Origin of the sequence: Nostoc sp., assembly GCF_036916985.1 — a bacterium.
In the GTDB taxonomy this organism is placed as follows: Bacteria; Cyanobacteriota; Cyanobacteriia; order Cyanobacteriales; family Nostocaceae; genus Nostoc.
In genome coordinates this window covers 48,078-73,018 of record NZ_JBALFD010000089.1, presented here as the reverse complement: position 1 = coordinate 73,018, position 24,941 = coordinate 48,078, and the positions used below count along the sequence as shown (strand labels likewise).

The following is a 24,941-nucleotide window of genomic DNA, read 5'->3' as shown; positions in this document are numbered from 1 at the left end:
ATAAAATAACTTTAAAGGAATGATTTAGTTTCTGTAAAGTGTGTTATTGTTTTTATTAATTCAATGCCTTAAAGTAGTTATACAAACTAGTTATTTAATTGATATTTTGAAATTAAAAATAACTAAAGATAACTGCTTTGTCATCACCTTACGATCGTTTAATTACTTTTCTAACTTACATAAACTCGGATTAAAGGTGGTGTCTTTTCTGTAACGAACTTGTCAACTTTACTGGGTCAAATACCATAAAATATGTTATCCCGGACGTTGAAACTAGCTATGACATTCATCAAGATACAGAACGTTGTCATTAACACCAGCTATATTGTTGTGGTTGGGCTAGATAATCAAACGGTTTCGGGTGAAAAAACGCTTCTGTTCTCTTAGCTACTCCTCAGTTTTCATCGCTCCAGTAGGATATCATTGCTCAAAACATTTTAGATTTTGGATTTTGGATTTTTTTGGTTCATCCTGTACTTATTGTAGGTGAAACAAATCTAAAAGACACTTTAAGACTCGCTAACACAAATCTAAAATCCGAAATTGATTGACCCAATATTAAGAGTCTAGCGTTGTATAACATTTTTTCGCGATGTCTACGACGGGCTACGCCTACGCTGCGTACCAAAATCGCCTTCTAAGGCTTTATAAGGCCAGTATGTATCGTGTGGTGTCGATTTGGAGGCAGATAGGATAGCTAGCTGCTAACAAGACGAGAGATTTTCATTATTTAGTAGGCAACAGAAATTACTGTAGCTACACAATCCACAGTACTAACTATGCCCTATGTCTGCTTATTCAATTGATACTGCCTTAGCGGAGTTAGAGAGCCTTGTCAATAATTGTGAACAGGCTGTGATGAGGTCTATTGAGGAAAAAAAGATGAAGTCAGATAAGCCAAATAAATCAGTGTCAATCAACAAAATTAACAGACAATTACAACACAATCCTATCGCCATCGTTGGGATGGCTTCTCTATTACCTAAAGCTAGAAATTTACGAGAATACTGGCAAAATATTGTAAACAAAATTGACTGTATTACTGATGTTCCTTCCACCCATTGGAGCGTCGAAGATTATTACGATCCTAATCCGAGAACTACTGAAGATAAAACTTACTGTAAAAGAGGTGGGTTTCTTCCAGAGGTAGATTTTAACCCGATGGAATTCGGCATACCACCTAGTATTTTAGAAGTCACAGATGTATCGCAACTATTAAGTTTAGTAGTTGCGAAAGAGGCGATGGAAGATGCTGGTTATGGCGAAAAACGTGAGTTTAACCGCGAGATGGTTGGGGTAATCTTAGGCGTGGCGATGGCCAAGCAATTAGGAATGCCACTTTCTGCCAGGTTGGAATATCCGATTTGGGAAAAAGCACTCAAAAGCAGTGGTTTATCTGACGAAGATACCCAAAAAATCGTTGAAAAAATCAAAAGCGCTTACGTGAAGTGGGATGAGAACGCTTTCCCTGGAATGTTAGCTAACGTAGTCGCGGGTAGAATTGCCAATCGCCTAAATTTTGGCGGGATGAATTGTGTAGTTGATGCTGCTTGCGCTAGTTCCTTCGGTGCTTTAAAAATGGCAATCAGCGAACTAGTTGAGCATCGTTCTGACATGATGCTAACTGGTGGTGTTGATACCGATAACACCATCATGGCTTACATCTCATTTAGCAAAACACCGGCGGTTTCTCCTAGCGAAAATGTCAAACCTTTCGATGCTAAATCTGATGGGATGATGCTGGGTGAAGGTATCGGGATGATTGTCCTCAAACGGTTAGAAGATGCGGAACGGGACAACGATAAAATATATGCCGTAATTAAAGGTATTGGTACTTCCAGCGATGGACGCTACAAGAGCATTTATGCTCCGCGTAAAGAAGGCCAAGTTAAAGCCTTAGAACGTGCTTATGAAGATGCCGGCTTCTCTCCCGCTACTGTTGGTTTGATGGAAGCACATGGCACAGGTACAATGGCTGGAGATCCGACAGAATTCGGTTCTTTAAAAGACTTCTTTGATGTACATGATGACAAAAAGCAGCACATCGCTTTGGGTAGTGTGAAATCGCAAATCGGACACACAAAAGCGGCTGCGGGTGCGGCGAGTTTGATTAAAACTGCTTTGGCTTTACATCATAAAGTATTACCACCGACAATTAACATCACTGAGCCAAATCCCAAACTCAACATTAAAAATTCATCCTTTTATTTGAATACCGAAACTAGACCTTGGATTCGTCCAGAAGGGGAAGCACCAAGACGCGCAGGTGTAAGTTCTTTCGGCTTTGGTGGAACAAACTATCATGTCGTTTTGGAAGAATATGAAGCTGACCAAAACGCCGCTTACCGCTTACACAGTGGTGCTAGTGAAGTGCTGTTGTTTGCTCCCACAGTAGAGCAATTGTTGAGCAAATCGGAAGAGATTTTAGGTAAGTTGCGTTCACGAAGTGACTCCGCAGGAGTATCGCCTGAAGCACTTAGACATTACTCACAATTAGTCAATGAGTGCAAATCACAACAAATTCCCCTCTCTGCTCCCCGATTTGGGTTTGTTGCTGAGAATCTCGAAGAAGCTTGCAAGTTCTTGCAAACTAGCATTGACTGGCTGAAACTCAAAGGTTCAGCAGCATCTTGGGAGCATCCCCAAGGGATTTATTACCGTTCCTCTGGTATGGAGTTGGGCGGAAAAGTTGTCTCTCTATTTTCTGGGCAAGGTTCCCAATACCTGGAGATGGGACGCGAACTGGTGATGAATTTTCCTTTGATGCGCCGTCTTCATGGTTATATGGATAGCCTCTTGCTCAAAGATAATTTGCAGCCGTTGTCAGAGATAGTTTTCCCTCATCCTGTGTTTGGAGAGGCAGAAAAAAATGTCCAAATTGCTGCCTTACAACGCACAGAATATGCCCAACCAGCCATCGGGGTGTTGAGTGCAGGGATGTACAGCATATTGCAACAAGCTGGATTTAAGTCAGATTTTGTGGCGGGACATAGCTTTGGTGAACTGACAGCACTATGGGCTGCGGGGGTTTTGAGTACAGAAGATTACTTGTTCTTAGTGAAAGCTAGGGGTCAAGCAATGGCGGCTCCTGAAGACCCAGATCATGATGCGGGAAGTATGCTGGCTGTCAAAGAAGACATCAGCAAAGTGGAAGCAGTGCTGAGGCATTTTCCGCAAGTTGCGATCGCTAATCAAAATTCTCCCACTCAATTTGTCTTGGCTGGGCCTACCGCAGAAATAGCGAAAGTCAGAGAGATTTTACACGAGAAAGGATATACAGCTGTATTGTTGCCTGTTTCAGCAGCTTTCCACACACCGTTAATTGCCTTTGCTCAGAAATCCTTTGCGATCGCTACCAAGTCTGTCAAGTTCCAAACTCCCAAAATCCCTGTTTACAGCAACGTTACCAGTAAACAGTATCCCAAAGAAGCCCAAAATATTCAAAAAATCCTGGAAACGCACCTTTCCAACTCAGTGTTGTTTAAGCAGGAAATTGAAAATATCTATGCGGCGGGTGGTACTTGCTTCGTGGAATTTGGGCCGAGGAGAATTCTTAGCAACTTGGTAAAAGAGATTCTTGGCGATCGCCCACATATTACCGTATCTTTGAATCCCAGCACTCAAAAGAATAGCGATCGCTCTTTGCGAGAAGCAGTTGTGCAGTTACGGGTAATTGGTTTGACTTTGAATAACCTCGATCCTTACCAACTTCCCCAAACTATCCCCCCAGTTGAGACGAAGAAGACATTAAATGTGCGTTTAAACGGCATCAACTACAGATCCGAAAAAACGAAAAATGCCTTCGCTCTTGCTTTGCAGGATGGACACAAAGTCACATTACCCGCTCCCGAATATTCTGAAGCGGCTCCTTTATTTAGCAGCCCCGGTGTAACTCCACCTGTAGCAGTGATCGAAACTAACGGACATAAAAAACTTACCCCAGCAATGAACGGTGTGACTGCTAATATCATCACCCAGCCAGAGCAACAGATGAATCCTGTTACCCTGTCACAACCAGTCCAGGAATCTAAGATGCAACCAACGCCAGAAAAACTTACAAATTACGAACAACTTTTAGCAAGTTTAGAATACCTCCTGACACAGTTCCAGGAAAATCAAGCCGAGAATTTACAAGTTCACGGTACTTATCTCAATCATCAAATGGAATACGCCAAAGCGTTTTTCCAACTGATGCAGCAGCAGAATTCCTTGTTGAGTGAAAGTAAATCAACAGCCGAAACTGCCAAAATGAAGATAGTTGTGATGGAAAGCTTAGAGCGTAGCATGATGCAGTTTCATTCTCAACAGGGTGAAACTCTACGCATCCATGAGCAATACCTCCAAGAGCAACTGGAATATACTAAAAGCTTTTTCCAACTCATCCAGCAAGAGTATTCTCAAATCATCTCAGGTGAGGGAGCAACTCAACTAACAGAGAAACTCAGCAATTTCACTCCGTTCACCACAGAAACAACTGTTACTGATGCACCAGTACCCACTACTACCAAGATAGTAGAAAGCCAGCCTTTACCTGTAACTGAGCCTGTAGCTAAAAACGGCTTAAATGTTACCCAAGCACCTCTGGCGGCTGCTGTAGAGCCTGTAGTTGAAACTCCTGTATCCCCAGAGACACGATCAATCGCGTCTCTACTACCCACACCGCACTTCGCCACTGTCGAGACAATCGCGCCACCTGTCCCAGTAGTAGAACCCCAAGCTGAGGTTGTAGTCAAAATTAGCTCACCTCCAGTCAAGGAAGTTGTTGCAGAACCAGCACCCACAACTGCTGCACCTGTATCTGGCGCAACTATCGATATTGTTGACTTGGATAAAAATCTCTTAGCCATCACCAGCGACAAGACCGGCTACCCAGTCGAAATGCTGGAAATGGACATGGATATGGAGGCTGATTTAGGGATTGACTCCATCAAACGGGTGGAAATCTTAGGGGCGCTACAAGAGATGTACCCCAACCTACCAAAACCCAATTTAGAAGAACTCTCAGAAAAACGCACCATCGGTCAAGTTGTAGAGTATCTGCAATCCCACGCTTCCCAAAGTGTTTCGGTAGAAATTGCAGTTCATGAAGTACAACAAGTAACCGAGATTCCAGTAGAGACTGCACCAGTAGTTGAGGTAGTTACTACACCAGAAGTAAGCGTAGTTGTCGCATTCACCCCAGAACCAGAAGCCGCTACCAGTGATGAATTTGCAAACTTAGGTGAAACCCTGTTAGCTATCACCAGCGATAAGACCGGCTATCCAGTCGAGATGCTGGAACTGGAAATGGACATGGAAGCCGACTTAGGAATTGACTCGATTAAACGGGTAGAAATCTTAGGGGCGATGCAAGAAATGTACCCCAACTTACCCAAACCGAATATCGAAGAACTTGGAGACCTCCGCACCATCGGTCAAATAGTTGATTACCTACAGCAGTTGGCTGGAGGTGAAAAAAAAAAGTCTGAGCCTGAGTTTGTCCAACAGCAGCCACCCCAATTAGAACATGAATTAGAGCATAATATCCAGCGCCATCTCGTCAAACTCAGAAGTTTACCACAGCCCGATTACTTGGATTTCACATTACCAGAGGGACACATCAGTTTAATCACCGATGATGGTTCCCTCACCACTTATAAATTAGCTGAATCCTTAATCGAGAAAGGCTGGAAAGTAGTAGTTATCAGCTTCCCCCAATCGCTCATCGCTCAACAAGCGCCCTTACCCACAGGAGTAACCCGCGTCACCTTAGCAAACTTGAGTGAAGAACATCTTCAACAACAATTGCAAGCGATCGCATCTCACTGCGGAACGATTGGGGCTTTCATCCATCTCCATCCAATGTTTGTAGGAAATCACACCGGGAGTATTTCTTATAACGAATCAGAAAAGGCGATCGTCAAGCACGTATTTTTGATGGCGAAACACTTGAAACCTTCCCTCAACGAAGCTGCAAAGCATGGGCGTAGTTGTTTTTGCACAGTTGCTCACCTTGATGGAGCCTTTGGTTTAGAGTACAAAGTCAACTTCGGTGCGATCGGCGCTGGTTTATTTGGATTAACCAAAACTCTGAGATGGGAATGGCCAAAGGTATTTACTCGTGCGATCGACCTAAGTCCCAGACTTGACGCTAAACAGTCAGTAAAAAACATCATCGCCGAGCTTCACGACCCCAATCTTTATATTAGTGAGGTTGGGTATGGTTCACAGGGACGAGTTACCATTATTGCCGATTAAAAGGGTGATGTAGCAGTCCTATTTGAGTTGTGAAAAATACTGTTTTTAACGAACTGCATTCGCGCAGCGTCTCGTTAGAGAAGAGCGCAAAGGAAGAGAAGACATAAACAGAGAATTTCACAATTTTTTTAGGGCTGCTATTAGTATGCTTTTCACTACAAAAAGACTACTTTTTTATCTTACTTTGCGTCCTTTGCGCCCTTCTCTAACGAGACGCTGCGCGAATGCGGTTCGTATATCAAAAAACCCAATTTATGCAGGTATTCACGAGGATTTATGACACAAACAGCCCAGCTTAGTCCATCATCTGTCTTTGTCGTGAGCGGCGGTGCAAAAGGGATTACGGCTGAGTGTACTATCAGACTAGCCCAACAGCAACCCTGCAAATTTATCCTCCTCGGTCGCTCCGAATTATTAGAAACCGAGCCAGATTATGCTCAAAATTCTGATGACTCCGCATTGAAAAAATGCATCATGGAAAATCTTCTTTCTCAAGGAGAGAAGCCCACACCCATGAATGTGCAAAAAATATATAACAAAATTACCTCCAGCCGCGAGATTAAAAAGACTCTTGCAGCAATTGAAAAAACCGGAGCTAAAGCCGAATATATCAGCGTCGATGTCACAGATACGCCAGCTTTACAAGAAAAACTTACTACTGCTGTGCAACATCTGGGCCCAATTACCGGAATCATCCACGGCGCGGGAAACTTAGCTGATAAGTTAATTGAAAAGAAAACAGAAGAGGATTTTGAAAAGGTTTACACCGCCAAAGTTCAAGGCTTAGAAAACCTGTTAGCTTGCGTCAACCCTAATCAGCTTCAGCATTTAGTTTTGTTTTCTTCCGTCACAGGCTTTTACGGAAATCCTGGACAATCTGATTATGCGATCGCAAATGAAGTTCTGAACAAATCAGCCCATATATTTAAGCAAAGTTATCCCTCATGTCATGTAGTCGCTATCAACTGGGGCGCTTGGGACAGTGGAATGGTGACAGCAGAATTAAAGAAGATTTTTCAAGAGCGAAAAATCGATATAATTCCCATTGCCGTTGGGGCGCAAATGCTCGTCAAAGAAATGGATAATGCCAATCACGCAACCGCACAAGTTGTTATTGGTAGCCCACTAGTTCCACTGGCGGTGGAGTTAGATTCAGAACTACGAACCTATCGTATTCGTCGCCAAATGACATTGGAGGCTAACCCATTTTTACACGATCATACTATTGCTGGTTCTCCAGTTTTACCAGCAACTTGTGCAATGACTTGGATTATCAATGCTTCTGAACAATTATATCCAGGTTACAGATTGTTCAATTACCAAGATTTTAAAGTTTTGAAAGGAATTACTTTCAATGAAACATTAGCTAAAGAACATATTTTAGAAATTGAGGAAATTTCCAAGGTTAATCTTGAAAGTATCGAACTAAAAGCCAAAATATCGAGTAAAAACCCTGAAGGAAGAATCCATTTTCACTTTAGCGCTCAACTCAATCTCCAGCGAGAAATCCCAGTTGCACCAACTTATGAATCTCTCAATCTCGAACCAGATAATATTATTACCGCCACAGGAAAAGCATTTTACCAAAATGGTGGGGCTACATTATTTCACGGCCCTGGTTTTCAAGAAGTCAAGAGAGTTTTAAACATCACTCCTGAAAAAATTACAACAGAATGTCTGTGGCCAGAACTCACACCACAGCAACAAGGACAATTCCCTGTGCAATGGGTAAATCCTTATACAACAGACTTGAGTATGCACGCCTTATGGATTTGGACACAACACTTTCATGAAGAAGGTTGTTTACCTGGAAAAGTCGAAAAATTTGAACAGTTTGAAGCGATACCACATAACGAAACATTTTACGTTTCTTGTGAAGTACTAGCTAAGACACCAAGTAGTGCGATCGCAAACTTTATCATACACAATCGCCAAGGTAAAATATACTCACGAATGCTCGGCGCTCATGCCATTATTTGGTCAATGAAAATGCTCAGAAGCTAATAATCTTCTTTTACCACTCAACACCTATAGCATTCCTAAATTAGTTGTAAAAATCTCTCTTCATTCTTCTCTCCGCGCTCTCTGTGCCTCTGTGGTTCGATTAAAAAAAGTAAATTTCACAACTCAAATAGGATTGCTAGAAATTGCCTCGTTTAAAGTTTGGGGAACAGCGTAAATCCTGCCTGTTAAATATCTCTTGCTAAATACCCAAACTCGGAGCATATAAATCGTGGAAAAAATAGCCATCATCGCATTATCATGCCTATTTCCCGATGCCAAAAACCCTGAAGAATACTGGCAAAACATCGTTAATCAAAAAGATTCGACATCCTCTGCAACCGTCGAAGAAATCGGAGTAGATCCGACAATCTTTCACAATCCAGTCAAAGGTACACCAGACAAAACCTATTCTCTCAAAGGCGGTTACATCCGCGACTTTCAATTTAACCCATCTGAATACAATCTACCATCAGAATTTGTTGCTGGTTTAGATAACACCTTCAAATGGTCATTGTATGCCGCTAAACAAGCAATTGAACAAAGTGGTTATTGGGGTAATCAAACTGTTCTAGCAAAATGCGGCGTAATTTTAGGTAATTTGTCATTCCCGACAAAACTATCTAATCAATTATTCTCGCCAATTTACCAGCAAGCTATTAATCCTGCTGTCAGAGAACTTTTGCAGGATGAAGACTTTGATTTAGCTGCTCTTCCAAGTGCAACTAAAGCATCTTTATACAATGCGATGATATCTGGTTTACCAGCATCTATTGTTGCTCAAGCACTATCTCTATCCCAGATTAATTTATGTCTTGATGCTGCTTGTTCATCATCATTTTACGCGATTAAACTAGCATCTCATTACTTATGGTCACACAAAGCTGATGTCATGTTAGCTGGAGCCATCAGTTGTGCAGATTCCCTATTCGTGCGGATGTTATTTTCTGGTGTTCAAGGGTATGCAGAAAACGGCATCAGCCGCCCCTTAGATAAGTCATCTAGAGGGCTAATTCCCGCCGATGGTGTTGGGATGGTAATGCTGAAAAGATATTCTGATGCCGTTAGAGATGGCGATAATATTCTCGCTACTATCTGCGGTAATGGACTATCGAATGATGGCAAAGGGAAGCATTTATTAAGTCCGAATCCTAAAGGACAAACCTTAGCTTTTGAACGAGCCTACAAGGAAGCAAATTTTAGTCCAAAAAGCATCGATTATCTAGAGTGTCACGCCACCGGCACATTACTGGGAGATACAACCGAATTCAACTCCATAGAAACATTCTTTGGTCAAAATCAAGCCGCGCCTCTGGTGGGTTCTGCTAAGGCAAATACTGGTCACTTGCTAACTGCTGCTGGCATGGTTGGCTTGACTAAAGTGATTTTGAGTATGTCTCATGGTGTAATTCCAGCAACCATCAATGTTTCTGATCCTTTAGCGTCAGAAAAAGGTACAATTTCTGCTGATAAAATTGTTAGAACAGCTACAGCATGGCCTAATAATAACGCACCAATAAAACGGGCTGCTATTAGCGCTTTCGGTTTTGGCGGCACTAATTCTCATCTGATTTTAGAACAAGGAAATACAACAGAATCAGTTGAATCAACTCCACCCGTTCTACCTACCAAAGTTGCCATTGTTGGCATGGATGCCTTTTTTGGTAACTGCAATGGCTTAGATGCTTTTGAACGCAGTATTTATGATGGAACACAACATTTTACTTCTCTGCCGCCTCAAAGATGGCATGGGATAGAAAATCAAGAAAATGTTCTGAAAGAGTACGGTTTAGCAGACGGGAAAGCACCAGTAGGGGCATACATCAAAGATTTTGAAATCGATACTTTATCCTGCAAAATCCCACCCAATGAAATAGAGAAATTAAACCCACAACAATTGTTGCTTCTGAAAGTTAGCGATCGCGCCGTCAAAGATGCGAAACTACAGGAGGGTGGCAATGTGGCTGTGATTGTCGCTGCCGAGACAGAATTCTCTGTGCATCAGCTACAGCAAAGATGGAATCTCTCTTGGCAAGTTAAGGATGGCTTACTCAACCAAGGAATTTCTCTACCTGCTGAACAGCTTTCCCAACTGGAAACCATCGTCAAAGACAGCATTCACCAACCTGTAGAAATTGGCGAATATGTCAGTCACATCGCCAACATCATGGCGAGTCGAATTTCTGCTTTGTGGAATTTCACTGGCCCTGCATTCACCGTCAGCGCTGGCGAAAATTCTGCCCTCAAAGCCTTGGAAGTTGCCCAAATGCTACTCGCTACGGGAGAAGTAGACGCAGTGGTTGTGGGTGCAGTAGATTTAGCCGGTGGTGTAGAAAACGTCTTGTTCCGCAGCCAATTTGCACCAATTAACACGGGTGTCAACACGTTGGGTTATGACCAACAAGCAAATGGCTGGACGGTTGGCGAAGGTGCTGGTGCTGTCGTCCTCAAGCGCTACGAAGCCGCTAAAGAAGATAATGAACGCATCTATGCAGTAATTGATGCTATGAGTTTCGCACAAGGTAATTCTACTTTGAGTGACGCTTTGGTAAAACCTGATGCTTCAGCTATCAGTGATGTCTGCAAACAAGCCTTCCAGATGGCAGATATTCAACCCACAGAAGTTAACTATGTGGAAGTCTTTGGTAGTGGCATTCCCCAGGAGGATGAAGCCGAAATCACAGGTTTACTGCAAGCTTATCCGAAAGTGGGCAATGGTTTGCATTGTGCATTGGGTAGCGTCAAAGCAAATATCGGTCACACCTATACAGCATCGGGAATTGCTAGCTTAATCAAAACTGCTCTCTGTCTTTATTACAGGTATATTCCCGCCACACCCAAATGGTCTGGTGTCAAAACACCGCAAGTATGGGAAGGTAGCCCTTTCTATGTGGCAATGGAATCAAGACCTTGGTTTGTCGATAAAGGCGGCACACGCAGAATAGCAGCAATTAATAGCATGGGTATAGATGGCAGTTACGCCCATTTAATCTTATCGGAGGAACCCAGCCAAGAGGAACGCGACAACAGATATTTGGAACAAATGCCTTTTCATCTGTTTCCGATAGCAGTTAGCGATCGCTTCACTATACCCGATATCCTAAACCATCTTCAAAAATCCATCGAAGCCAGTTCTTCTTTATCAGCTACCGCCAGCCAAACATTCGCTACTTTTCAACAGCATTCTAATCCAAAATACGTCTTATCAATCACAGGACGTAACACAAAAGATTTACTCAAAGAAATTGAATCTGCCCGCAAAGGTATAAACAATGCTTTTGAAAACGGCACAGATTGGCAAACACCTTTAGGTAGTTATTTCACAGCGAAACCATTGGGTAAAACTGGAGCAGTTGCTTACGTTTATCCCGCAGCAGTCAATTCTTATATTGGTATTGGTCGGACTGTTTTTCGGTTATTTCCGAAAGTCTTCGAGGACTTAAAAAGTAACAATCTCTACAATCGGGCTGCCGATGTTGAAAAGCTGGTTTATCCCAGAAGTTTACCTAAATTGACAACCAGGCAACTAGAAACTCTCGAAAAGCAATTGTTAGATGATTCCCTGGCAATGTTTGAAAGCGAAATTGCCTTTGCTAGATACATGACAGCAATTTTCCGAGATGATTTTCAAGTCAAGCCGCAATCTGTATTTGGGTATAGTTTGGGTGAAACTAGTATGATGGTTGCCCAAGGAGTTTGGAGTGATTTTGAGGGCGGAAGCAACACCTTAAACTCATCACCTTTATTTGGCGATAAATTATCTGGGCCGAAAAATGCTGTGCGGGAATATTGGGGATTAACCGATTCACCAAACAACAATTTTTGGAATACCTATGTTCTCATGGCGACTCCATCTCAAGTTAGAGAATGCCTGAAACACGAGAACCGCGTCTACTTAACTCAAATCAACACACCAGAGGAAGTGTTAATTGCTGGTGATGATGCCGCCTGTAAGCGAGTGATTGCAACTTTAGGTTGCAATGCTTTCCCCGCACCCTTCGACCATGTGATACATTGTGAAGCGATGCGATCGCAGTACGAGGAAATCAAGAAGGTGAACACCTTACCATCGCAAAATCTGCCCGGTATTGTGTTTTATTCAGCCGCCGATTATCAACCAATTACACTTGATAGCAATACCATTGCCCACAATATCGCCAAAGGATTGTGCCAAGAACTTGATTTTCCGCAATTAGTTAATCGTGTCTACGGTGATGGAGTCAAAATATTTCTCGAAGCCGGTGCAGGTAATGTCTGTTCGCGATGGATTGATAAAATTCTCGGCAACCAAGAACATATCACAGTCTCTCTAAATCGTAGAGGGATGGATGACCATGCTGCAATGGTCAAAGCATTAGCAAAACTACTCAGTCATCAGGTGAACGTGGATTTATCACCGTTGTACAACAAAGCTCAAGGAACTGCTAGTCAAAATAAAGCAACATTGAGAACAGTTACCTTGGGTGGAAAAGCAATTGCTGCTACAATTTTGAGCGAAGAAAATCGCCAGATTGTTAAAGATTTTGTTGGGGATCTTAGGAGCTATCACTTCAAAATACAGCATCCAGATATACCTAATCTCCAACAATCTGAAATCACAGATTCTCTTAACACTTCCAACCAAATAACCCCAGAAGAAAATTACCTTCCTAACATATTGCCTCAGCCAGAAGAAGTAAAAGCGAAAAATATCATTGATAACGTTTTTGAAGCGAGAGAACAATTACAATCTTCTGAGTCAAGCGCAATTAGACAGCCAATTCCTGTTTCTTTCCCACCTGTCAGAACTCAAAAAATTAGTAGCATCATCAGCATGTTCGATTTAAATAAGACACAGTATCAAAAGCTCAATGCTAATAATTCAAAGATAACTAAAGCACACACAGCCTTCTTACAAGCTAGACAAGATTACAGTCAACAAATGAGCGAAATCATTCAATTGCAACTAGCTTGCGCCCAAAACTTGCTTAACGACGAATCTTAATATCTCATACCAATTCTCTCTAAACCTTCTCTTCCTTTGCGCCCTTTGCGCCCTTCTCTAAGGAGACGCTGCGCGAATGCGGTTCGTTTAAAAATTATTAAGTGCATCTCCTAGAGAATTGGTATTACTCTCTTACTCTGTGCCCTCTGCGCCTCTGCGGTTCGTAAAAAAATAAAACTTAGACTCCTATAAAAAGTCTACACCCTTCAACTTTATCATCCATTGTTTGTAATCCGAGGGATAACTGCCGTGACAACCGTAGATACGGTACTAAGTAAACACGATAATGACCTTAACTTCTCCACTTGGTCATATAACAAAAACCAGGTTTGGAAAGGTTCATTAGAAACTGTATCTTTTGATAAACAAACCATCAAAGATAAATTGATGGTATTAAAAAAACCCTGCTACATCGTGAAAGTTGCCGGAAAAATCGGTGTCACTAATGAGGGTTATTTATCCCCAGGTGATAATGGCACAACAGCGCAAGTAGAACTGCTGACATTTGCAGCCCCAATCCGAATTCAACAGTTTGGAGATCCCAATTTTCTCTCCTCTCATGGAGTGAAATATGCCTACGTTACCGGCGCAATGGCTGGCGGAATTGCTTCCGAAGAAATGGTCATTGCACTCGGAAAAGAGCAAATTTTGAGTTCCTTTGGTGCAGGTGGTTTAACTCCAGAACGTTTGGAAGCAGCCATAAATCGCATTCAACAAGCTTTACCTCAAGGGCCTTACGCATTTAATTTAATTCACAGCCCGAATGAACCAGCGAATGAACGCCGGGCTGTGGATTTATATCTCAAATATCAAGTGAGAACAGTAGAAGCATCTGCATTTCTCGACTTGACTCCCAACATTGTTTATTACCGTGTTGCTGGATTGGGTTTGAATAGCACCAATCAAATTGAAATCAAAAATAAAGTCATTGCCAAAATTTCTCGCCGAGAAGTTGCGACTAAATTTCTGCAACCAGCACCAGCGAGAATTATCAAAGAACTTCTGGAACAAAAATTAATTACTGAGTTACAAGCAACCCTTGCAGCCAAAGTTCCGATGGCTGATGATATTACCGTCGAGGCTGATTCTGGAGGTCATACAGATAACCGTCCCCTGGTTTGTTTGTTACCTTCTATTATTGCCTTGCGGGATGAAATTCAAGCACAATATCATTACCAAATACCCATTAGAATTGGAGTAGCAGGGGGAATTGGGACACCACAATCAGCATTAGCAGCCTTTATGATGGGTGCTGCTTATATAATGACCGGTTCCATTAATCAGTCATGCGTTGAATCTGGGGCTTGTGAACATACCAAAAAGTTACTAGCCCAAGCAGAAATGGCTGATATGATTATGGCCCCAGCCGCAGATATGTTTGAAATGGGAGTCAAATTGCAAGTTCTCAAACGGGGTACAATGTTCCCCATGCGAGCGCAGAAATTATTTGAACTCTATCGCGCTTACAATTCCATCGAAGAGATTCCTTTGGCAGAAAGGCAGAAATTAGAAAAACAAGTTTTTCGCAAAACTATTGCTGAAGTATGGGAAGGAACTGCGGCTTATTTGTCCCAAAAGAACCCTGAGAAACTTGGGAAAGCAGTCAATAATCCTAAACTGAAAATGGCGTTGATTTTCCGATGGTATCTAGGATTATCTTCTCGCTGGTCTAGTTCTGGCGAAAAAGGTAGAGAAGTCGATTATCAAATTTGGTGTGGCCCGGCAATGGGCGGTTTCAATGACTGGGTACGCGGTTCCTACCTGTCTGAACCAAATAATCGTGGTGTAGTTGATGTTGCTAATCAAATTATGACTGGTGCAGCCTTTTTGTATCGTGTTCAAAATTTGAAAATTCAAGGGCTGCAAGCTGACGATTATTACAGTCAATATCACCCTGTTCGTTCTACATCCTTGTTGGAGTTTTAAAAATGACTATAAAACAGTCTTTCACAGCAGACGATATTCAAATATTTTTGGTATCTAACTTAGCTAAGTTGCTAGGAGTTGCAACTGATGAAATCGATGTCAAAGAACATTTAGAAAACTATGGGTTGGATTCAGCCCAAGCAATGATTCTAGTCAGTAACTTAGAAAAGTTGCTCGGATTTCAACCCTCTCCGTTGCTGCTGTGGCATTATCCAAATATTGAGGCTCTTTCACAGCGTTTAGCTGAAGAAGTGCAAGAAGGTTCACCAGTTCAAGATACAAAGGTAGTAGCTTCTAATGCCAACACTGCACCCTCTGTTCTAGATTTAGGTGCTGAGGCTGTTCTTGACCCCACCATCCATCCTGGTGCTGCATCTAATGTACTTGTAGGTGAACCCAAAAACATCTTTTTGACTGGAGGAACAGGCTTTTTAGGAGCTTTTCTCATCCGGGAATTGCTACAGGAAACCAATGCGGATATCTATTGTTTAGTGCGTGCTGCTAATGCCGAAGAAGGCAAAAGCAAACTTCAAAAAAATCTGGAGCAGTATGCAATCTGGCAGGAAGAATTTAACTCCAGAATTATTCCGATTGTCGGTGATTTATCTCAGCCTTTATTAGGTATTGCTTCAGAACAATTTCAAATTTTAGCTGCCAATATTGATACTATCTATCATAGCGCTGCTTTGTTGAATTATGTTTTTCCATATTCAGCATTGAAGGCAGCCAATGTTTTAGGTACTCAAGAAGTTTTGAGATTGGCTTGTCAAATTAAAGTCAAGGCTGTACATTACGTTTCTAGTGTGGCTGTTTTTGAATCTACTGCTTATGCTGGCAAGGTTGTTAAAGAGCAGGATGATTTCAATCATTGGGAAGGTATTTATCTTGGTTACTCACAAACAAAATGGGTAGCGGAAAAGTTAGTTAAAATTGCTCGTGACCGGGGACTTCCTGTAACTATCCACAGACCACCACTAATTTCAGGTGATAGCAAAACAGGCATTTGTAACACACATGACTTTATCAACTTGATGACCAAGGGCTGTCTACAAATGGGATATTTCCCTGATGTAGATTATATGTTGGATATGTCACCTGTGGACTATGTAAGTAAAGCCATTGTTTATCTATCACGCCAGAAAGAATCCATAGGTAAGGCTTTCAACTTACAACATCCCCAACCCGCCGCTTTAAAAATACTAGTTGAGTGGATACGCTCTTTTGGTTATTCAGTTGAGATGATTCCTTACGAAAAATGGCAATCAGAGTTAATCAATAATGTCACTTCTGCTGACAATCCTTTGTACACTCTGCGACCATTTTTACTGGAACGCTGGTCTGATGAACAACTGACTATTCCTGATTTGTACTTACAAGCTAGAAGACCCCACATTAGCTGCCAAGATACTCTTCATGCACTCGCAGGTAGTTCTATTGCTTGTCCTCCAATTGACTCTCAATTGTTTATGACTTATACCGCCTACTTGATTCAAAGCGGCTTCTTGAATCTCGCTTAGTAATTCACAACTTGCGTAGGATGTGTTATGAACGTAACGCACTGTCCCGGATACTTTCGGTGTGTTACGGCTTCCATAATGCACCCTACAAAATAATTTTATTTAGTCCATGTTTTTTAAAACTCAGTACTACTGAACAGCCAATATTTCAGATGCCAGCAACAACTTATACACTAACAGCGGCAATATAATTGCCCTGTTTTTTTATGCTCAATCATGTAAATTTTTAGTATTCACCCCTTGACAGAAGTAATTGAGGATAGAATGGTTAGTGTCGGGCATAAAAGTTTGATTTTACCTGCTGGCTTTTGATCGCTCACAAAAGCCAAATGCTAGCAGTCTGAAATAACCAAACTTATTTAATGCCTAACTTCTTCGATGCATAAGTCCTAAATTTGCGTTTGGACTGCTACATCTATCCAATGCACTAAACAAGCATTTGAAAGGGTAATAACTCAAGATATTTCTTGTAGGTTGAGATATTACGCGTACTTAATTGTAGAGCGAGAATCACTGTAAATGCAACGCAGCTTGATCAAGTTGAATTCACCAATATTCTTACATGAACACAAAACATCAAAATCAGAACAGAAAAACTGCTTTTATTACTGGAGCAGCTGGTGGAATTGGCTACGAATTAGCATGTATTTTTGCTGCCCATAATTATAATCTTGTCTTAGTAGATAGAAACGGGCCAAAACTTGTAGAAATTGCAGTCAAATTTCAAAAAGAATTTGGAATTTTTGTCAAAACTATTGTTAAGGATTTATCTATATCAACGGCTCCTGAAGAAATTTTTACAGAGTTACAAAAAGCCGATATTAATGTTGATGTGCTGGTAAATAATGCCGGATTTGGTATCTACGGATTATTTCACGAAACAGACCTAGCTACTGAATTGGAAATGCTACAGGTAAATTTGGTGTGTCTCACCCATTTAACTAAGCTATTTGTGAAGCACATGGTTAAGCAAGGTGAAGGCAAGATATTAAATGTCGCTTCGGCTGCTGCCTTTCAACCTGGGCCTTTGATGGCGGTTTATTTTGCGACTAAAGCCTATATCTTATCTTTTTCAGAAGCGATCGCTAATGAATTAGAAGGTACAGGTGTCACTGTGACAGTTCTTTGCCCAGGCTCAACCGCATCCGCTTTTCACGAAAGAACCGGAATGGCTGACTCTAAGCTGCTCAAGGGTAAGAAAATGATGGATGCACGAACAGTAGCCGAAATTGGTTTTCACGCCTTAATGAAGGGCAAAACCATTGTTATCCCTGGTTTTATCAATAAACTACTGGCAAAAAGCGTCAGATTTGTCCCCAGAAACTTAGTGACAAAAATTGTGCGAAATATGCAGGAGGATAAGTAGGGTATGGGGCATAGAGTATTCACTAATGACAAATGACTAAGATTAATACTGCAAACATTTTAAATCCCAGCCAAAATCTGCCACCGCAACAGCAGCAACATAATTGTTAGCGGGTACTAGTTCAAAAAGGCTCCAGTCTTCAGATATCTCTAACTTGGCTGGTTCTGTGGGAGTTAGCGACACTTCAATTTGCTCTAACTGGGATAGTCCGTCTCCAGTTGCTTTTAAATAAGCTTCCTTACAAGTCCAGTAACGAAAAAATACCTCTTGCTGTTGGTTGGGAGATAGCGATCGCAACATCTCATATTCTCTCGGTAAAAAGAACCGTTTGGCAAGAGCTTCCAAGTCAGACATCGGGCGAATATATTCTAGGTCTACACCAATTGGGCGAGTACAATTCACCGCACACAAACCCAATTCTTGGGAGTGAGACAAGTTAAACGCCAGTCCACTATCGGCAAATGTATCTGCTAATACTGGTTTACCACGGTGTTGATAATTAAACTGAACTTGTGACGGCTTGATACCCAAATAGCGACCTAATATAGTTCGCAGACTACCACGACCAGCGATGAAATGCTGCCGATGCTTTGGAAAATAGAACCGTTCAGCACGAGCTATTTCGTCACTGGAAAGAGTTGCAGTTAAATTTTGTAGCTGTGATTCTGGTTGGTTAAGGTCTATGCGCCAGATATGAATCTCATCCTGTAATAGAGTTAAATCTGTTGGTGCAGGTTGCCAAATATCATTAGAACCGATCATTGGGTCAAAAAGTCAAGGGAGTTGTACTCTAATAGTTTGTTTAATTACGACGATTATTATGGGTGGATCTTTTTATGAGATTTTGCACCTCATTTACCTAAAATCTGCTGTATCTCTTCACTGGTAAATAGTTTATCTCCGAAAGTGTTAAATCTGGAACAAAAAAACCTTGCAAAAGCTTGTTAAAAACCTATTAGAACAACTTTTTTGGTGAGGATGAATGATTATTAATTTGCGGTACTTTGCCTTTTTTATACTACTACTGGCAGCGCTGCTATTAGCAATTAAGCAAATGAGCATTGCTTTAGATGAACTAGATATTGAACGCTTTACCCTCTGGACAGGTATTGCTTCTGTCATTGCTGGTTTACCAATGATATTGTGGTAGATTTCCAATCAACCCTTTCGGGGAATTAAAAATTAAGAATGAAAAATTAACATCCCCTTAAATAAATTTAGTTGCTTTGAAGTCAGGACGACGTATTTCTAGGCGATTCGCTTTTCCTCCAACCATTGTAAAACCCGATTCCATGCCCACCAAGGATCGGAATCCTTTACTTGACGTTGACACTCTTTGCTACTCAAATAGCCAACATGGCCGCCGTATTGAGTGAGGAACAAATCTATTGCGGGATTGCGATCGCACGCTTCTTGTAATTCCGGTATGATAGCTGGGTCGAAAAGTGGATCGTCAGCAGCATATAAAATCAAAGTTGGTTTCGAGATTTGCGGCAATATTTGTAAAGCACTACTCGCTTGGTAATATGCTTCCACAGAAGAAAAACCTAGCCGATTAATTACCAATTCATTGTCAAAACCCCAAATGCTATTTGCCCGTTCAATCGCTTCTGGATCAAGGCTTCCAGGATGGGCATCATGGATTCGCCATGCCAGTTTTTTTAAATTCTGTGCAATCCCCGCTTCCAAATATCTACCTAAGGGCTTTGTAACTAGATAAGATAGCGATCGCTGTGAATCCAAACTCGGACAAATCACCATACCACCGCCAATATCCCTATCTTCTAATCCTAAATCTTCATACTCCCTAATCACCTCACCAGCCACCTTCACCGCCCATAGCGCCAATTGCCCCCCTAAAGAAAACCCTGTAAACCAAAATTTCCCTGGACATCCCATTGCCTTTGCAGCGGCGGCGATGCGAACAAAATCTTCTCCCTCATACAAACCATCAGAGGTGAGAGCCGGGGACAACTCAGCTGTTTTGCCGTGGGCACGCCAATCGAATAACACCATCGCGTATCCTTGAGCGTAGGCTTTACGTCCTAGCACTTTCAAAAACCATTCCGTCTCTAACTCTCCAGTAATGCCATAAGTACCGATAATCGTGCTATGAGCGTTTTCTGGGATAGCAACCAAGCCAAAAATTGGCACACCTTGGCTACCAACAAAGATTTTCTCGTGATAAGACGGTTCTGGGTCTTTAGTAGTACTTTGCCAGTTACGTTTTCCCCACAAAGCAGTGTATACAGTCATCATCACACCGTTTTGTAAAAACCAAGACGGATTGTAGGGGGGAGTATAACACATCATAGACTATAAGATTTCGTGTAATTGAGTCTTGATTTCACAGTCATTTAATCTTAATATTTATGTAAGATTTAAAAACTTTTTCATCATTGATTCAAAAATCTTTGTATCTATCAAAGGTTGTTAATTATCCTTAATAAGTAGTAATAATTTTTTAAGAATGCCGAGGATTCTTGTCATAGACGATGACCCAGCGATTTCAGAACTAGTTGCCGTCAACTTAGAAATGGCTGGCTACGATGTTAGTCAAGCTGAAGACGGCATCAAAGGTCAAGCGCTGGCTCTCCAGCTACAACCAGACTTGATCATGCTCGATTTAATGTTGCCCAGAGTAGATGGGTTCACCGTTTGCCAACGCCTGCGCCGCGACGATCGCACCTCTGAGATTCCCGTGTTAATGTTGACGGCTTTGAGCCAAACTCAGGACAAGGTGGAAGGCTTTAATGCTGGCGCAGATGACTACCTCACTAAGCCTTTTGAAGTTGAAGAACTCCTAGCGCGGGTGCGGGCACTTTTGCGGCGGACTGACCGCATTCCCCAAGCCGCAAAGCATAGTGAAATTCTCAACTATGGCTCATTGACCCTCGTTCCCGAAAGATTTGAGGCAATATGGTTCAATGAGACAGTGAAATTGACTCACTTGGAATTTGAGTTACTTCACTGCTTACTGCAACGCCACGGTCAAACAGTTTCTCCCAGCGAAATCCTCAGAGAAGTTTGGGGCTACGATCCTGATGATGACATAGAAACGATTCGAGTCCATATTCGGCATTTAAGAACCAAGCTAGAACCAGATCCTCGTCATCCCCGCTATATTAAGACAGTTTATGGTGCTGGATACTGTCTTGAGTTACCCAGTATACCTCCATCAAATGAAGGGGCTTCAGTAACAGTGGTGGAGTGAAATTACACTAAATACCCTTAACTAAGCCACGATTTAGGCAATAACTTTCAGAAACTCTTATTCCTTACCGTTTAGTTAAGGTTATTGGTGAGATTTTTAGGTGTGTAGAGATGTTGCATTGCAATGTCTCTATAAAACATTATCGAGAATTTTTCAGACAAGAGTGAAAAGTCAGGTTAGTCCCAATACAGCACTTGTAGAGACGGCGATTTATCGCGTCTCAAAAACCCAAAATTGTTGTCAGTAGCCGCAATACAGTTCAGTTAAGAAAATAATCGTTGAGGCAGGCAGGGGAAGCAGGGGGAGAGAAAAATGCTTAACCCAAGCGTATTGAGGTTAGTCCTCTGGTTGACATCCAACGTGAAAAGTTAGTCAATCTGATGAGGGAACTCCAAGAAATAAATTATCCAATATTGTGGGGTGGGCAACATGAGCGCCCAGTTGATATGGCGGGCGAGACGCCCACCCCACAAGAGTCAATTGGATATTTTTTATTTGTCAGTCCCTAAGGCGAAGCAGAAAATTAAGGTGCTGTTTCTATGAAGAGTGCTGAGTACTTTTTCTTCACTCATTACTCATCACTCAGCACTCATTACTGTTTCGGTGAGTAAAATAGCAAATTTTGGTTTTCATGTCATCTTCTATAATTAATAGAACCTGCACACCTAATTTTAGGCATGAGACTGTGACCGAACCAGGAAGTTATAAAGATACTGTAAACCTACCCAAGACTAACTTTGATATGCGGGCAAACGCCATCAAGCGCGAGCCTGAAATCCAGAAATTTTGGGAAGAAAATAAAATTTACGATCGCCTCTTTGAAAATAACCCCGGCGAATTATTTATACTGCACGATGGGCCTCCCTACGCTAATGGCTCACTCCATATTGGTCATGCCTTAAATAAAATTCTCAAAGATATTATTAATCGCTACCAACTGCTAAAAGGTCGTAAAGTTCGCTACGTTCCTGGTTGGGATTGTCACGGATTGCCAATTGAGTTGAAAGTTTTGCAGAACATGAAGTCAGCAGAACGGCAAAACTTAACGCCTTTACAACTGCGGCAAAAAGCGAAAGAATTTGCCCTAGCGACGGTAGATAACCAGCGTCAAAATTTTAAACGCTACGGTATTTGGGGTGATTGGGACAATCCTTATCTAACTCTGAAGCCGGAATACGAAGCGGCTCAAATTGGCGTATTTGGTCAGATGTTCTTAAAAGGCTACATCTATCGCGGTTTGAAGCCGGTTCACTGGAGTCCCAGTTCTAAAACTGCTTTGGCGGAAGCTGAGTTGGAATATCCAGAAGGTCACGTTTCCCGCAGTATCTATGCAGCTTTCCCAATCACAAGTTTGGCGTCAGCTGTAAAACCACTGTTGGCGGAATATCAGTCAGATTTGGGTGTGGCTATTTGGACAACGACACCTTGGACGATTCCGGCGAATTTAGCAGTGGCGGTGAATGCGGATTTGAATTATGCAGTGGTAGAAGTTTCCCGCCCAGAAGCGGAGGCACAGAGTAATTTCAAATACCTGATTGTTGCTGCTGACTTAGTAGAACGTTTATCTTCAACCTTGGGAGTTGAGTTAACTCTAAAAGCCACGTTCAAGGGGAATGATTTAGAACATACTACTTACCGTCATCCGCTATTTGACCGGGAAAGTCCGATTGTTGTGGGCGGTGATTACATCACAACTGAGTCGGGTACTGGGTTAGTACATACTGCACCTGGTCATGGTCAAGAAGACTATATTGTTGGTCAGCGCTACGGTTTGCCCATCCTTGCACCAGTGGATGACAATGGCAATTTTACCGAAGAAGCGGGACAATTTGCGGGGTTAAATGTGCTGGGTGATGGAAATCAGGCAGTAATTGATGCATTAACGGCCGCTGGTTCTTTGTTGAAAGAAGAAGCATACCCCCACAAGTACCCTTATGATTGGCGGACGAAAAAACCAACAATTTTCCGCGCCACTGAACAATGGTTTGCTTCGGTGGAAGGATTTAGAGAAGAAGCACTAAAGGCGATCGCCACAGTAAAATGGATTCCAGCCCAAGGTGAAAATCGCATTACGCCAATGGTAGCGGAACGTTCCGATTGGTGTATCTCTCGTCAACGGGCTTGGGGTGTACCGATTCCCGTTTTCTACGACGAAGCCACGGGAGAACCACTGCTGAATGAGGAAATTATCAACCACGTTCAAGGAATCATCGCCAAAAAAGGTTCTGATGCTTGGTGGGAATTATCAGTTGAGGAATTATTACCAGAATCCTATCGTCAAAATGGCAAGTCTTACCGCAGAGGTACAGACACAATGGATGTATGGTTTGATTCTGGTTCATCTTGGGCTGCTGTCGCTCAACAGCGTTCAGAGTTACACTACCCTGCTGAGATATATTTGGAAGGTTCCGACCAACATCGTGGCTGGTTTCAATCAAGTTTGCTCACCAGTGTAGCGGTAAATGATATTGCACCTTACAAAACTGTGCTAACTCACGGCTTCGCTTTGGACGAACAAGGGCGAAAAATGAGTAAGTCAGAAGGTAATGTGGTTGACCCCAATACAATCATTGAAGGCGGGAAAAATCAAAAAGTAGAACCGGCCTACGGTGCAGATGTCTTGCGATTATGGGTATCATCGGTAGACTACTCCGGCGATGTCCGCATTGGGAAAAACATCATCAAGCAGATGAATGATGTTAGAGGCAAAATTCGCAATACAGCGCGGTTTTTGTTGGGTAGCTTAGATGATTTTGACCCGGAAAAAGATGCAGTCCCCTTCGAGGAATTGCCAGAACTTGACCGTTATATGCTGCACCGCATCACCGAAGTATTTGAGGAAGTAACGGAAGCTTTTGAGAGTTTCCAATTCTTCCGCTTCTTCCAAACAGTGCAGAATTTCTGCGTGGTGGATTTATCCAACTTCTATTTAGATGTTGCCAAAGATAGACTCTACATCAGCGCCCCGAATGCTTTCCGCCGTCGCAGTTGTCAAACAGTGCTGAAGATAGCAATAGATAATTTAGCTAGAGCGATCGCACCAGTATTATCCCACACTGCCGAAGATATCTGGCAATATCTCCCTTACAAAACACCTTACAAATCAGTGTTTGAAGCCGGTTGGATTCAGGTAGAGGAAAAATGGCGTAATCCTGAGTTAGCAGAATTTTGGCAAGCGCTGCGACAACTCCGCACCGATGTTAATAAGGTTTTAGAACAAGCCAGGATAGAAAAACTCATTGGTTCTTCCCTGGAAGCCAAAGCTTTGATTCATATACCTCACAAACAGTTAGGCGATGCTATCAAAGCCTTTAATCCTGTTAAAGGTAACGGGATTGACGAACTGCGGTATTTATTGCTGACTTCCCAGGTGGAATTATTAGATTGTGCTCAAGGGTTGCAAGGATTAGAATACACCGCGCAGACGGAAGACTGGGGAATTGGTGTGGTGAAAGCAGATGGTAAAAAGTGCGATCGCTGTTGGAACTACTCTACTCATGTGGGAGAATCAGCAGAACATCCCTTAATTTGCGAACGATGCGTTGCTGCCTTAGCTGGAGAATTCTAATAGACATCTCCAGAAAAGAAAAAAGACCCCTCTCCAAACCTCTCCCCGAAACGGAGAGAGGCTTTAAAACCCCACTTCCCTTGTAGGGAAGCAGGGAAGGGGTTAGGTCTGCGTGCAAATTTGTGGTC

General features: G+C 42.2%; 11 protein-coding genes. 9 read left to right on the top strand and 2 right to left on the bottom strand.

Annotated features, from left to right (window positions below; translation table 11 throughout):
* Positions 1–786 precede the first annotated feature (786 nt).
* From V7L07_RS29165 to V7L07_RS29140, 6 genes are all read left to right on the top strand, one after another.
* Entirely contained in the window at positions 787–6,237 is a 5,451-nt protein-coding gene (locus V7L07_RS29165; RefSeq protein WP_335062675.1) for a beta-ketoacyl synthase N-terminal-like domain-containing protein, read from the top strand.
* A 276-nt stretch (positions 6,238–6,513) separates the two neighbouring features.
* A complete protein-coding gene (locus V7L07_RS29160) occupies positions 6,514–8,241 on the top strand; it encodes an SDR family NAD(P)-dependent oxidoreductase (protein WP_335062673.1) in 1,728 nt (575 codons plus the stop codon).
* 229 nt (positions 8,242–8,470) lie between these two features.
* Positions 8,471–13,222 (top strand): PfaB family protein, encoded by a 4,752-nt coding sequence (locus V7L07_RS29155; protein ID WP_335062672.1) that lies wholly within the window; start codon positions 8,471–8,473, stop codon positions 13,220–13,222.
* Positions 13,223–13,471: 249 nt separating this feature from the next.
* A complete protein-coding gene (locus tag V7L07_RS29150; RefSeq protein WP_335062670.1) occupies positions 13,472–15,148 on the top strand; it encodes a PfaD family polyunsaturated fatty acid/polyketide biosynthesis protein in 1,677 nt (558 codons plus the stop codon).
* Between the two features lie 2 nt (positions 15,149–15,150).
* A complete protein-coding gene (locus tag V7L07_RS29145; RefSeq protein ID WP_335062669.1) occupies positions 15,151–16,665 on the top strand; it encodes a thioester reductase domain-containing protein in 1,515 nt (504 codons plus the stop codon).
* Positions 16,666–17,227: 562 nt separating this feature from the next.
* On the top strand, positions 17,228–18,031 hold the full coding sequence (locus V7L07_RS29140; protein ID WP_335062667.1) for an SDR family NAD(P)-dependent oxidoreductase: 804 nt from the start codon (positions 17,228–17,230) through the stop codon (positions 18,029–18,031).
* Between the two features lie 42 nt (positions 18,032–18,073).
* Here the strand turns inward: V7L07_RS29140 and hetI are convergent, their stop codons facing one another.
* Positions 18,074–18,793, bottom strand: a complete 720-nt coding sequence (gene hetI / locus V7L07_RS29135) for a 4'-phosphopantetheinyl transferase HetI (RefSeq protein WP_335062665.1) — start codon at positions 18,791–18,793, stop codon at positions 18,074–18,076.
* A 220-nt stretch (positions 18,794–19,013) separates the two neighbouring features.
* Between hetI and V7L07_RS29130 the strand changes: the two genes are divergently transcribed.
* Positions 19,014–19,181 (top strand): hypothetical protein, encoded by a 168-nt coding sequence (locus tag V7L07_RS29130; protein ID WP_335062664.1) that lies wholly within the window; start codon positions 19,014–19,016, stop codon positions 19,179–19,181.
* A 98-nt stretch (positions 19,182–19,279) separates the two neighbouring features.
* Here the strand turns inward: V7L07_RS29130 and V7L07_RS29125 are convergent, their stop codons facing one another.
* Complete coding sequence (locus tag V7L07_RS29125) at positions 19,280–20,344, bottom strand: YheT family hydrolase (RefSeq protein WP_335062663.1); 1,065 nt, start codon at positions 20,342–20,344, stop codon at positions 19,280–19,282.
* Positions 20,345–20,501: 157 nt separating this feature from the next.
* On the opposite strand from V7L07_RS29125, the gene V7L07_RS29120 reads away from it, so the two are divergent.
* Positions 20,502–21,245, top strand: a complete 744-nt coding sequence (locus tag V7L07_RS29120) for a response regulator transcription factor (protein WP_179066820.1) — start codon at positions 20,502–20,504, stop codon at positions 21,243–21,245.
* A 685-nt stretch (positions 21,246–21,930) separates the two neighbouring features.
* Positions 21,931–24,813, top strand: coding sequence for an isoleucine--tRNA ligase (ileS, locus tag V7L07_RS29115; protein WP_335062661.1), 2,883 nt, complete (start codon positions 21,931–21,933; stop codon positions 24,811–24,813).
* The last annotated feature ends 128 nt before the right edge of the window (positions 24,814–24,941 follow it).